Source organism: Janthinobacterium agaricidamnosum, from assembly GCF_003667705.1.
Taxonomy (GTDB): domain Bacteria; phylum Pseudomonadota; class Gammaproteobacteria; order Burkholderiales; family Burkholderiaceae_D; genus Janthinobacterium.
On record NZ_CP033019.1, the window covers coordinates 3,424,373 to 3,437,111 of the forward strand.

Here is a 12,739-nt window from a genome sequence, read left to right on the forward strand (position 1 = left end):
TAATTCAGGGTTTGATTTCACCATAGAAGACCAGAACATTATGGAAGCCGAACGCATCAATATCATCTCCGCCCTGCTCAACGACCTGACGGTCCGCGAAGCCGAACTTCGGAGGTATCTTTGACTTCACTGTCAAGTCGGAGAAACTAGAGCAAGTCAACGAAGAGCTGGAAGATCCCACCGTCTGGAACGATCCCAAGCGCGCCCAGGACCTCGGTAAAGAGAAGAAGGCGCTGGAAGCGATCGTCTTCACGCTGACCAAGGCCGATGCCGACCTGCGCGACACCCGCGACCTGTTCGACATGGCCCGTGAAGAAGGCGACGACGAGACCCTGGAAGCGATCGAGCAGGACGTGCAGGAAATCCGCAAGGTCATCGAAAGCATGGAATTCCGCCGGATGTTCAACAATCCGATGGACCCGAACAACTGCTTCATCGACATCCAGGCCGGCGCCGGCGGCACGGAAGCCCAGGACTGGGCTTCGATGCTGCTGCGCCAGTACCTGCGCTATTGCGAACGCAAGGGTTTTAAAGTTGAAATCCTCGAGCAGTCCGACGGCGAAGTCGCTGGCATCAAGACGGCCACCCTGAAGGTCGAGGGCGATCACGCCTACGGCTTCCTGCGCACGGAAACGGGCGTGCACCGCCTGGTGCGCAAGTCGCCGTTCGACTCGGCCAACGGCCGCCACACGTCGTTCACGTCGCTGTTCGTGTATCCGGAAGTCGACGATTCGATCGAGATCGACGTCAACCCGGCCGATATCCGCGTCGATACCTACCGCGCGTCGGGAGCCGGCGGTCAGCACATCAACAAGACCGACTCCGCCGTCCGCATGACCCACGCACCGACCGGCATCGTGGTGCAGTGCCAGAACGACCGTTCGCAGCACCGCAACCGCGCCGAAGCGATGGAAATGTTGAAAGCGAAACTGTACGAGCATGAACTGCGCAAGCGCATGAGCGAACAGCAAAAGCTGGAAGACTCGAAGACGGATGTGGGCTGGGGTCACCAGATCCGCTCCTACGTGCTGGACCAGTCCCGCATCAAGGACTTGCGCACCGGTTTCGAGACGGGCAATACCAAGGGCGTGCTCGATGGCGACATCGACGACTTCATCTCCGCCTCGCTCAAGCAAGGCGTATAAGGATGAACGCATCCGCTCCGGCACTGGCGCAGCGCGCCTTCCTGTTCGACATGGATGGCACGATCGTCGACAACATGGCCTTCCACACGACATCGTGGCTGGCGTTCTTTGAACGCCACGGCCATGCGCTGGATGCGGACGCCTTTTTCCGCGACACGGCGGGACGGCAGGGACACGAAATCATCGCCAAGTATCTGGGCGAGGATGCCGACCACGTCACCCTGCTGGCGGAAAAGGAAGTCGTCTACCGCGAACTGTATGGCCCGCACCTGGCCACGGTGCTTGGCTTCGACCGGCTGATCGCCAGCGCGCGCCAGCATGGCGTGGGGCTGGTGGTGGGCACGGCCGCGCCAAACGAGAATATCGCGTTCACGCTCGACGGCCTGGACCTGCGCCACCGCTTCGACGCCATCGTCGGCGCCGCCGACGTGGAACGGGGCAAGCCGCACCCGGACGTGTTCCTGAAAGGCGCACAGCTGGCCGGCGCGCTGCCGCAAGACTGCATCGTCTTCGAAGATGCGCCCCTGGGCGTGGAAGCGGCGCGCCGTGCCGGCATGCGCGTCGTGGTACTCACCACCACCCTGCCGGCCGAGGCGTTTGCCGCATTCGACAACATCATTGCCATCGTGCCGAATTTCTCCGCACTCGACGTCGACGCACTGTTTGCCAGCGTGGCGCCAGCGCCGGCACCACATCATCAATAATCACCAACGAAGAACACCATGACTACGGATATCCAAGAACAAGCCGCCGCCCCCGATGAAAACAAGATCATCGCCGAGCGCCGCGTCAAGCTGGCCGCACTGCGCGAACAAGGCGTCGCCTTCCCGAACGATTTCCGCCCCGAACACAAGGCGGCCGATCTGCACGCGCAATACGGCGGCAAGACGCGCGAAGAACTGGAAGCCGAACCTGTCACCGTGGTGCTGGCCGGCCGCATGATGCTCAAGCGCGAAGCGGGCAAGAAAGCCGCCTTCGCCACCCTGCAAGACGCTTCCGGCCCGAAGGCCGACGGCCGCATCCAGATCTACGCCACGCTTGATCTCACCGGCGAAGCGGCCATGGCCGCCCTGCACCACTATGACCTGGGCGATATCCTGGGCGTGACGGGCACCCTGTTCAAGACCAAGACGGACGAACTGACCATCAAGGTCACCGAACTGCGCCTGATCACCAAGTCGCTGCGCCCGCTGCCGGACAAATTCCACGGCCTGGCCGACCAGGAAACGAAGTACCGCCAGCGCTACGTCGATCTGATCATGAACGAAGAGACGCGCCGCACCTTCAAGGCGCGTACCGCCGCCATCTCGTCGATCCGCCGCTTCATGGAAAAGAACGAGTTCATGGAAGTGGAAACGCCGATGCTGCACACGATTCCGGGCGGCGCTGCGGCCAAGCCGTTCATCACGCACCACAATGCGCTCGACATGCAGATGTTCCTGCGCATCGCGCCCGAGCTGTACCTGAAGCGCCTGGTCGTGGGCGGCTTCGACCGCGTGTTCGAGATCAACCGTAACTTCCGCAACGAAGGCGTGTCGATCCGTCACAACCCGGAATTCACGATGATGGAATTCTACGCGGCCTACACCGACTACAAATGGCTGATGGATTTCACGGAAGCCGTCATCCGCCAGGCCGCCATCGACGCGCACGGCACCGCCACCCTGACCTACGGCGGCCGCGAACTCGATTTGGCAAAACCGTTCCACCGCCTGACCATCGTCGAAGCGATCAACAAGTACGCGCCGGGCTACACGCCGGAGCAGTTGAACGATGCGGAATTCATCAAGGAAGAGCTGAAGAAATTCGGCGTCAAGCCGTTCGCCACGGCCGGCCTGGGCGCGCTGCAACTGGCGCTGTTCGAAGAGACGGCTGAAGCGCAGCTGTGGGAACCGACCTACATCATCGACTACCCTGTTGAAGTGTCGCCACTGGCGCGCGCTTCCGACACGGTGGCCGGCATCACCGAACGTTTTGAACTGTTCATGGTGGGCCGCGAGATCGCCAACGGCTTCTCCGAGTTGAACGACGCGGAAGACCAGTCGGCACGCTTCCTGGCGCAAGTGGCCGCCAAGGACGCCGGCGATGAAGAGGCGATGTTCTACGACGCCGACTACATCCGCGCGCTGGAATACGGCATGCCGCCAGCCGGCGGCTGCGGCATCGGCATCGACCGCCTGATGATGATCATCACGGATTCTCCGAACATCCGCGACGTCCTGCTGTTCCCTCACTTGCGCCGCGAAGAGTGATGAACACCTGAAAAATCTACTGCGCGTCGCGATTTGCGGCCTGCGATGCTCACTGTGCTATAGCACAGTTGCGCTTCTTAGCCGCAACTCCCATCCGCTCGCTACGATTTTTCAGGCGTTCGATGCTTCAAGGCAAAAAAAAAGCCGCCTGATTTTTTTAATCAGGCGGCTTTTTTACTTATGCGGCCTGCCGTCAGCCGGCCAGGGTCACGCGCTGGTGGCTGCGGCTGGCCTGCTGCGCCGCCAGCGCCGTCGCCAGCGCGCGCATGCCGTCGTCGCCCGTGGCGGCCGGCTGCCCTTCGCCGCACATGGCGCGCTGGAAGGCACGCACCGAGCGCACGTACAGGTTCTCGTGCTCGACGGGGATGTCGACGCTGCCGCCGTCGCGCGTCAGGCTGATGGTGCCGACGGGGCGCTGCGTCATCACGCCGGTGGCGAAGATGGTGCCCTTGGTGCCGATGATTTCCACGCCGGACAGCGAATACGGCGCGTTGAACGCGTCGTGCACCTGCACCAGTGTGCCGTTGTCGAATTCGATGACGGCCATCAGCCCCTCTTCCAGCCCGGCCACCGTCATGCCGCCGCTGGTGGCGCAGGCGGTGACGTGGCGCGGTTCCGAATCCAGCAGGAAGCGCAGGGTGTCGACATCGTGCACGAACATGTCGAGCGTGACGCCGCCCGATTCCGGCGCATCCAGGCGCCAGCCGCGCAAGTGCTGCGGCAGGTTGTTCGCGTGCAGTACGCGGCCATACAGGGGCTGGCCGATCTCGCCCGCGCGTATCAGCTCGCGCACCTTGCCGTGGCTGGCCGCGTTGCGCAGGTGGTGGTTAATCCCCAGCACCACGCCCGCCTCGGCGCAGCCGTCGAGCATGCGGCGGGCGTCGTCCAGGTTCAGTGCCAGCGGTTTTTCGCACAGCACGTGCTTGCCCGCGCGCGCCGCCTGCAAGGTCTGCGCCATGTGCCATTCGTTGGTGGTGCTGATGTACACGGCATCCGCGCCCGGATGGGCCAGCGCCGCATCGAGGTCGGTATAACTGGCGGCGATGCCGAATTGCGCCGCAAAGGCGGCGCCGCGCACAGCATCGCGGCTGACCACGGCCAGCACCTCGGCGTCGCCCTGCTGACGGATCGCGTCGACCATCCATTCGCGCGCCACGGTGCTGGCGCCGACCAAAATCCATCCGGTTTTCTTCATTCGATTCTCCCGTTAAAAAGTGTGGCGCAGGCCCAGGTTCCAGGCCTGGTTGCCGGTGCCGTTGTCGGTGGCATTGCCCACCAGGTAGGCGGCGCCGTTGCGGTTGTCGATGTGCGCGTAGGCCGCGTACAAGGTGCTGCGTTTCGACAGCGCATACGTGTAACCGATGCCAATTTGAGAAGCGTCGCCGTTGGCGGCGCGCCGGTCGTCGCGCCGCACGTACGAGAACAGGATGCGGTGCGGGCCCACGGGCACGGTGGCGCCCAGCATCAGGTCCGCGCTGTCGACCGTGGTGGCGGCACCGGCCGTACTCTTGCTGACGGCGACGGCGCCATGCGCCTTGACCACGCCGAAGTCCCAGGTGGCGCCCAGCACCGTGTTGCGCGCCCGCCCCGTCAACAGCGCGCTTGACAGGGTGTTGGCGTCCTGGTGCGCCATGCGCACGTACAGCGGCCCGCTGGCATAGGTGGCCGCCGCGCCCATGTAGCGCTTTGCCGACGCGTCGCCCGGCACTTCGCCGAAGCCGTACGCCAGTTCGCCGGACAGTCCCCCGCGCACGGGCGAGCTGTAGGTGATGCTGTTGTCGACCCGGCTGATGTAGCCGGCCGTGAAGACATTGCTCATCCTGCCCGCAAAACCCAAGTAAAACGGGTCCAGCACGCCCAGGCTGCTATCGATGAACGTGTACTGGCGGCCCAGCCGCAAGGTGCCCGCCGCGCCGGCGAGGCCGACGAAGGCCTGGCGCCCGAACAGCAGGCCGCCCTGGGCCGAAGCGCCCGTGTCGGCCAGGATGCCCGCATCCATCGTAAAGATCGCCGTCATGCCGCCGCCCAGGTCTTCGCTGCCCTTGAAACCGAGCCGCGAGCCGTTGGCGATGCCGCTCGTCAGCTTGAGCACCCTGCCTCCGGGGCCGCCGCTCTCGGACACCATGCCCAGGTCCGCGATGCCGTACATGGCCACGTTCGACTGCGCCGCGCACAGGCCGCCGCAGGCGCCCGCGCCGATGATCATTGCCCTTGCTACCTTGTTCTTCATTTCTTTCCCTGTCTGTCTTTTTATGGATACCGTTCTTAGCTGACCAGGTGGCGCGGGCGCTCGCCGCGCAGGCCGGCCAGCAGGTTGTCCACGGCCTGCTGCGCCATGGCGTAGCGCGTTTCATGCGTGGCCGAGCCGATATGCGGCAGCGCCACCACGTTGGCCATGCCCGGCAGCGGATTGTCCGGCGCCAGCGGTTCGCGCTCGAACACGTCCAGGCCGGCACCGTGGATGGTGCCCTGCTGCAGGGCCTCGATCAGCGCCGCCTCATCGACGATGCGCCCGCGCGAACCATTGATGAAGATGGCGCCGGGGCGCATCAGCGCGAATTCGCGCCGCCCCATCATGCGTTCCGTCTGCGCCGTCAGCGGCAGGACCACGCAGACGAAATCGGAGCCGGCCAGCAGCTCGTCGAGCGCCACCTGTCGCGCGCCCAGCGCCGCTTCCACCTCGGGCACCGCTTCGCCGTTCACGTACAGCACCTGCATGCCGAAACCCAGCGCGGCGCGGCGGGCGACGGCGCGGCCGATGCGGCCCATGCCCAGCATGCCGATGGTCTTGCCGTGCACGTTGACGCCGTACTGGCTTTCGCCCACGCTGCGCGTCCAGCGTCCCGCCTTGACGAATTCGGCCAGTTCAACGACCCTCCGCGCGCTGGCGAGGATCAGCGCGAAGATCGTGTCGGCCGTCGTTTCCGTCAGCACGTCCGGCGTATTGGCCAGCAAAATACCCCGTTCGCGCAGGTAGTCGACGTCGAACTGGTCGACGCCCACCGAAATGGTGGAAATGATGCGCAGGTCGACGGCCGGGTCCAGCAGTTCGCGGTCCAGGCGCACGCTGGCGCCCAGCAAGCCATGCGCGCCGCGGATGGCGGCGGCGAATGCGGCGCGGTTGCCCGCGTCGATCGCCTCGAAATACGTCACATCGCATTCGGCGCGCAGGCGCGCCAGCAGCGGCTCGGCCAGCTTTTTATACACAAGCACATGTTTTTTCACGAGTGTTCCCCTGTTCGGTTCAAGATTGGCCCAGCGCGTCGAGTTGGGCGCGGGTCGGCAAGCCTTCCATGTCGCCGGCCACCTGGATGGCGAAGGCACCGACTCGGTTGCCGCGCCGTACCGCCTGGGCCAGCGGCAAGCCTTCCAGCAAGGCGCTGACCAGGCCGGCCGCGAAGCCGTCGCCGGCGCCTACCGTGTCGACCACCTTGTCCACGCGCTCGCCCGGCACCATGCCGCTGTCGCCGTCGGCCGTGCGGTAATAGGCGCCCTCTGCGCCCAGCTTGATGACCACCAGGCGCGCACCCTGCTGCAGATAAAAGCCGGCGACGTCGCGCGGCAGGTCGTGACCGGTGAGGATTTTTCCCTCCCCCAGGCCAGGCAACACCCAGTCGGCCCTGGCGGCGAGACGGTTGATCTGTTCGACCATGACGGCTTGCGACGGCCACAGCGAGGGCCGCAGATTCGGATCGAACGACACGGTCCGGCCATGCTTGCGCATGAAGTCGATTGCCTGGCCGGCGAACGCCAGGCTGGTGGCGGACAGCGCCGCGGCCACGCCCGTGGCGTGCAGGTGGCGCGCGGACAGGAAATAGGCGGGGTCGAAGTGCTCGGGCGCCAGCCGGCTGGCGGCGGAACCCTTGCGGAAGTACTCGACCAGCGGATCGGCGCCGTTCTCGGCCTTCTCCTTGAGCAGGAAGCCGCTGGACTGGCCGGCGACGGCCGCGACCCGGCTGCAATCGACGCCTTCGGCCTGCACGCTGGCGCGGATGAAGCGGCCGAACGAGTCATCGCCCACGCGGCTCAGCCAGCCGACTTTCAAACCGAGGCGCGCCAGGCCGATGGCGACATTCGTCTCGGCGCCGGCCAGGCGGCGCGTGAAATGCGCCACGGCCGCCAGGTCGCCCGTTTCCTCGGCAACGAACATCGCCATCGCTTCGCCGTAGGTGACGACGTCGAGCGCATGCGCTCCATGCATTATTTCGTGTTCCGTCATGCGGCCTCCAGCATCTGGATGTAGCGGCCCGTTTCGGCCACCAGGTCGGTAGCCTCGAGCGGGAATTCGATGGCCCGCTGCACGCCCGGCGCAAAGTGCGCGAAGACGGCGCGCCAGGCCGGATCGGCGGCGGAGACGGCGCAGGCGGACAGCCGGCCCCCGTCATCCTGGACGGCCTTGCAGTGCACATAGCGCACATACGGCGCCAGCAGGCGGGCCGCCTGCTGCGCATCCTCGCCCACCCAGCGCCAGTTGCCGATGTCAAAGGTCAGGCCCACGGGCAGCCCGATGTCGCGCGCCGCCGCCAGGAAGCGCGCCATCGTCGCCAGCTTGCCGCCATGGGCCGTCTGGTCGTTTTCCACCAGCAGCGCCACGGGCGCGGCCGCCAACTGGGCGCTCAAGGCGTGCACGTCCGGCGCGGCCGGGTAATGGCCCAGCGACACCTTCAGGTAGCGCGCCCCGAGGTGCGCCGCCTCGTCCAGCATCTGCTGCAGCAACTCGTGCCGCAGCAGCCCGTCCGCGTCCCACAATTCGATGGGCGTGGAATACACGCAGTACAGGCCGCGCGCAGCCACCGCCGCGCCCATGCGCGCCAGGTCCGGCAAGTCGGAGGTGAACAGTTCGCGGCGGATCTCGATGCCGGCGCCGCCCGCATCGGCCACCACGTCGATGAAATGGCTTTGCCCCAGCTGCCTTACCCTGCTTGCGCCATAAGCAGACGCCGCTACCAGGACGGGGCTCATTTGATCGCTCCCGCGCCGACGAACTGGCGCGCTTCAGGCGTTTGCGGATTGCTGAAAAACGCTTCCGACGGCCCGCTTTCCCACACCAATCCCTGGTGCATGAAGACGGTGACGTCGGCCATGCGCCGCGCGAACTCCATCTCGTGCGTCACCAGCAGCATCGTCATGCCCGCCTGCGCCAGCTCTTCCATCACCTTCAGCACTTCCTGCGTCAGTTCCGGGTCGAGCGCCGACGTCACTTCGTCGAACAGCATCACCTGCGGCTCCATCGCCAGCGAACGGGCGATCGCCACGCGCTGCTGCTGGCCGCCCGACAGCTGCTCGGGATAGGCTTCGCGCTTGTGGTCCAGGCCCACCTGCTTGAGCACGCGCAGCGCCGTGGCGCGGCCCTGGGCGTCGGGCACCTTCTTGACGATGCGCGGCGCCAGCATGACGTTTTCTTCCACGGTCAGGTGGGGGAACAGGTTGTAGCTCTGGAAGACCATGCCGACGTCCTTGCGCAAGTCGAGCAGGTGTTCCTGGCGCGCCGTCAGCGTGTGGCCGGCGACGACGATGCTGCCGCTGTCGATGGTTTCCAGGCCGTTGATACAGCGCAGCATGGTGCTCTTGCCGGAGCCGCTGCGGCCGATCACGGCGATCACCTGGCCCCGCTCGACAGCGAACGAAACGCCCTTGAGCACGTGATTGGCGCCGAAGCTCTTGCTGATATTGTCGATTTCAACGATGGGCATGGAATTTCCTTTCCAGTGAATGGCTGTAGCGCGACAGCGGATAGCACAGCGCGAAGTAGATCAGGGCGACGACGGGGAAGACGATGAAAGGCAGGAAGGTCGCATTGCTGACCAGTTGCCCTGCCCGCGTCAATTCCACCACGCCGATGATCGAGGTGATCGAAGTGTTCTTGATGATCTGCACCATGAAGCCCACGGTCGGCGGCAGCGAATGGCGCAGCGCCTGCGGCAGGATGACGTAGCGCAGCTGCTGGTAGCGGTTCAGCGCCAGCGCGGCCGACGCTTCCCACTGCTGCCGCTGCACGCCTTCGATGCAGCCGCGCCAGATCTCGCCCAGGTAGGCGCTGGCAAAGATCGTCATCGCCGCGCCGGCCGCGATGACCGGCGACAGCTTGTAGCCGAACAGGGCCAGGCCGTAATAGGTCAAAAACAGCACGATCAGCACGGGCGTGCCCTGGACCAGCTGAATGTACAGGGCGCTGATACAGCGCAGGAGCGGGCTGCGCGCCGTGCGCAGCAGCGCCACGGCGAAGCCGGCGATGCCGCCCGTGATGAAGACGATCAGCGACAGGCCGATGGTCCAGCGCGTGGCCTCGAGCAGGAATTGCAGGTTATCCCAGGAAAAGTCACTGATCATGTCAAGCTCCCATGCGCGCCGCGCCCAGACGGCGGCGGCGTTTGAAGACGATCTGGCCCAGCACCCAGAAGCCGAAGCGGAACAGCAGGGCCAGCACGATGTACAGCACCATCACGACGATGTAGATCTCGAAGCTGCGGAAGGTTTCCGCGTCGAGCAGATGGGCGGCGGCGGTCAGCTCTTCGGCGGAAATGGCCGACACGACGCTCGAGGCCAGCATCATCAAGGTGAACTGGCTGGCCAGCGCCGGATAGACTTTTTCCAGCGCCGGCAGCAGCACCACGTGGCGCATCACTTGCCAGCGCGTCATGCCCAGCGCCTGCGCCGCCTCGAGCTGCGACGGATGCACGGCGCCGATGCCGGCGCGCACGATCTCCGCCGCGTAGGCGCCCAGGTTGACCGTCATGGCGACGAGCGCGGCGCCGTTCGCGTCGAGCTGCAGGCCCAGCGACGGCAAGCCGAAGTAGATGATGAACAGCTGCACCAGGAAGGGCGTGCTGCGGATCACCTCGACATACGCGCGCACCACGGCGCGGGCATAGGCGGGACCGTTCTTCAGGATGACGGCGGCACAGACACCCACCGCCAGCCCCAGCACCATCGCCAGGGCGCTCAGGCGTATCGTCAGCGCCGCGCCCCACAAGAGGCGGTCCAGCGATTGCATGACGAGTTCGAAATGAAATTCATACGGCATACTCAACTCCTTGTCTGCGTGCGCGTCCCCGGCCGCGCCACCATGGCGGCGCGCCGTGCGGACGGGCACTTTCCTATGCGGCTTGCGGTATCAGAAAGTCGGCAGCGCCGGCAGCGGCGCGCCGCTCCACTTGCGCGCGATGGCGTCGAGTTCGCCGTTCAGCTTGACGTAGTAGATGAAGTTGTTGAGCCACTGATGCAGCTCGAAGTCGCCGCGGCGCACCGCCATCGAGTTCGGCTGCAGCGAGTAGGTGAAGCGGACCTCGATCTTGCCCGCGCCGCGCGTCTTGATGATGTCGAGCGCCATCGTGCTGGGAATCGAGACGGCGTCGACCTGCTTGCTGAGCAAGGCCTGGGTGACGGTGGCATCATCCTCGAAACGCACGATATTGGTGCCGGCCGGCGCCAGGCGGCTCAAGGCCGTATCGTTGGTGGTGCCGCGCGTCACGCCCACTTTCTTGCCCTTCAACTCGGCCAGGGCCTTGAATTTGCCGCCGACCGGCGCCACGATGGCCAGTTCGAACGCGCTGTAAGGCATGGTGAACATCAGGGTCTTGGCCCGTTCCGGCGTGGGCGCCAGGGTCGCCACGAGGAAATCGACCTTGCCCGACTCCAGCGACGGCACACGCGACGGCGCCGTCAACGGGACTATTTCCACGGGCAGGTTCATGTATTTGCCGATCAGGTTGGCGACGTCGACGTCATAGCCGACGGGCGCGCCCTTGGCGTCGATGCTGCCGAACGGCGGCGTGCCGCTGACCACGCCGATGGTCAGCTTGCCTTTCTTGATCAGGTCGCCAAGCGTCTGGGCGCCGGCATCGGCCGCCGCACCCAGGGCAAACGTTGCTGCGAGCGCGCACGCCACGATCTTCGAATACAACAGTGTAGTCATCTTCATGCTTCAGTCTCCTGTGATCCCGGTACCGGCCTCGTCGAGGCACTGCCGGGAATATTGTCAAATGGACGATTCGGATCGTCTCTTGCCGTGTCATTTCAACTTCATGCCAACCATTGCCCTGCCTGACTATCCGCGCTCCTTTCCCAGGTGAATACCATTTATGAAACCGGTTCCATAGCTGTCTCAAAAAAAAGGGCAAGGCCCTCTTCCCTTCCTCAAGCGTCGCCGCCCTTGCGTACTTCGCTACCTTGGGTGGAATTACGCACAATCAACTTGCCGGGCAACAGCACCTCGCGCGGCGGGCATTGATCGCCCTGCAGGCGCGACAGCATGCACGTCATCGCCGAAAAGCCGATGTCATAGGTCTGCTGCTCGATCGTGCTCAGGCCCGCCAGCGGCGACCACGGCAACTCGTCAAAGCCCAGCAAGCCCACGTCCTGCGGCATGCGCAGGGCCAGGCGCTGCAGCATCAGCGCCAGCTCCAGCGCCACCATGCCGTTCGAGGCCAGCAGCGCCACGCGGCGGCCGCGCCACTGCGCCAGGCATAGACGCACCTGCGCGTCGATGGCGGGCCGGTCGTCCAGGTCCACGGCCAGCACTTCGCCCACGCAGCCCGGATGCTCGGCCATCACGGCCTGGAAACCGTCGGCGCGCATCAGCCGCGAGCTGACGCCCGTCAATGGCGGCGCGACGAAGGCGATGGCGTCGAAACCCTGTTCGATCAGATGCGCGGTGGCCAGCCGGCCCGCCTGCACATTGTCCAGGCCCACGAGGTCGAAATCGGCGCCCTCGATGCGGCGGTCGACCAGCACGATGGGTATGTCCGCCTGCTGCAAGTCGGACGACTGAATATTGCGCCCCTGCGTATTGACGATCAACCCTTCCACGCTGTACGAGCGCAGCGCGGCCAGCGACTGGCGTTCGCGCTGTTCGTCATTGCCGGTATTGCACAAAATCAAGGTATAGCCATGCTGCTGGCAAGCCGCTTCGACGCCTTGCAGCACGGCCACCGTGTAGGGATTGAGCATGTCGGCCACGACCATGCCGATCAGGCGCGTGCGTCCCCGCTTGAGACCGCGCGCCATCTGGTTCGGCTGGTAGCCGAGACGCGCGATGGTGCTGGCGATCTGCTGGCGGATGTTCTCGGACAGGGCATCGAGTTCGCCGCCGAGAAAGCGCGACACGCTCGTTTTCGACACGCCCGCCTCGCGCGCCACCTGGGCGATGGTCACGGGCCGGGCCGGTTCGCCGGAAACTGTTTTTTTGCTGCCGCGTACTGAATCCAAGGGTGCTCTCCACTACCTGTTGATCTGCATATTTTTATTTTGGAACCGGTTCCAAAGATAGCACCCACGCATCGATGACGCAAGCGATTTGATTGCCTGTGGCGGCGAAGGAACACGATGGGGGCATGGATGGGA

General features: G+C 65.1%; 13 protein-coding genes. 3 read left to right on the forward strand and 10 right to left on the reverse strand.

Annotated elements, in window-relative coordinates; translation table 11 throughout:
• Window positions 1-40 precede the first annotated feature (40 nt).
• From prfB to lysS, 3 genes are all read left to right on the forward strand, one after another.
• A protein-coding gene (prfB, locus tag D9M09_RS15470) for a peptide chain release factor 2 (protein WP_121669803.1) occupies window positions 41-1,145 on the forward strand; the annotation gives its coding sequence in 2 pieces (ribosomal slippage) (window positions 41-121 and window positions 123-1,145; 1,104 coding nt in all).
• A gap of 2 nt (window positions 1,146-1,147) precedes the next feature.
• Window positions 1,148-1,849: an HAD family hydrolase gene (locus D9M09_RS15475; RefSeq protein ID WP_070219961.1), complete on the forward strand. Its 702-nt coding sequence runs from the start codon at window positions 1,148-1,150 to the stop codon at window positions 1,847-1,849.
• Window positions 1,850-1,867: 18 nt separating this feature from the next.
• The gene (gene lysS, locus D9M09_RS15480; RefSeq protein WP_070219960.1) at window positions 1,868-3,397 is read left to right on the forward strand and encodes a lysine--tRNA ligase; all 1,530 of its coding nucleotides are present in this window, start codon (window positions 1,868-1,870) and stop codon (window positions 3,395-3,397) included.
• Window positions 3,398-3,590: 193 nt separating this feature from the next.
• On the opposite strand, the gene D9M09_RS15485 is transcribed toward lysS, so the two are convergent.
• The 10 genes from D9M09_RS15485 to D9M09_RS15530 all read right to left on the reverse strand — a co-directional run bounded on the left by D9M09_RS15485 (window position 3,591) and on the right by D9M09_RS15530 (window position 12,604).
• Window positions 3,591-4,592 carry a Gfo/Idh/MocA family protein gene (locus D9M09_RS15485; RefSeq protein ID WP_070219959.1) on the reverse strand — a complete coding sequence of 334 codons (1,002 nt, stop codon included), beginning with the start codon at window positions 4,590-4,592 and terminating at the stop codon, window positions 3,591-3,593.
• A 12-nt stretch (window positions 4,593-4,604) separates the two neighbouring features.
• Window positions 4,605-5,627, reverse strand: coding sequence for a porin (locus tag D9M09_RS15490; protein ID WP_070219958.1), 1,023 nt, complete (start codon window positions 5,625-5,627; stop codon window positions 4,605-4,607).
• Between the two features lie 35 nt (window positions 5,628-5,662).
• Entirely contained in the window at window positions 5,663-6,622 is a 960-nt protein-coding gene (locus tag D9M09_RS15495) for a 2-hydroxyacid dehydrogenase (protein ID WP_070219956.1), read from the reverse strand.
• 19 nt (window positions 6,623-6,641) lie between these two features.
• On the reverse strand, window positions 6,642-7,616 hold the full coding sequence (locus D9M09_RS15500; RefSeq protein WP_240453386.1) for a sugar kinase: 975 nt from the start codon (window positions 7,614-7,616) through the stop codon (window positions 6,642-6,644).
• Window positions 7,613-8,359: a sugar phosphate isomerase/epimerase family protein gene (locus D9M09_RS15505; protein ID WP_121669804.1), complete on the reverse strand. Its 747-nt coding sequence runs from the start codon at window positions 8,357-8,359 to the stop codon at window positions 7,613-7,615. The genes D9M09_RS15500 and D9M09_RS15505 overlap by 4 nt, the downstream gene beginning before the upstream one ends.
• Window positions 8,356-9,090, reverse strand: a complete 735-nt coding sequence (locus D9M09_RS15510) for an amino acid ABC transporter ATP-binding protein (protein ID WP_034755389.1) — start codon at window positions 9,088-9,090, stop codon at window positions 8,356-8,358. The genes D9M09_RS15505 and D9M09_RS15510 overlap by 4 nt, the downstream gene beginning before the upstream one ends.
• Entirely contained in the window at window positions 9,077-9,727 is a 651-nt protein-coding gene (locus tag D9M09_RS15515) for an amino acid ABC transporter permease (protein WP_070219952.1), read from the reverse strand. Before D9M09_RS15515 ends, D9M09_RS15510 begins: the two co-directional genes overlap by 14 nt.
• Before the next feature lies 1 nt (window position 9,728).
• Window positions 9,729-10,421, reverse strand: coding sequence for an amino acid ABC transporter permease (locus D9M09_RS15520; protein WP_121669805.1), 693 nt, complete (start codon window positions 10,419-10,421; stop codon window positions 9,729-9,731).
• Window positions 10,422-10,511: 90 nt separating this feature from the next.
• Window positions 10,512-11,318: a transporter substrate-binding domain-containing protein gene (locus tag D9M09_RS15525; protein WP_070219948.1), complete on the reverse strand. Its 807-nt coding sequence runs from the start codon at window positions 11,316-11,318 to the stop codon at window positions 10,512-10,514.
• A 215-nt stretch (window positions 11,319-11,533) separates the two neighbouring features.
• Window positions 11,534-12,604 carry a LacI family DNA-binding transcriptional regulator gene (locus D9M09_RS15530; RefSeq protein WP_121669806.1) on the reverse strand — a complete coding sequence of 357 codons (1,071 nt, stop codon included), beginning with the start codon at window positions 12,602-12,604 and terminating at the stop codon, window positions 11,534-11,536.
• Between the last annotated feature and the right edge of the window lie 135 nt (window positions 12,605-12,739).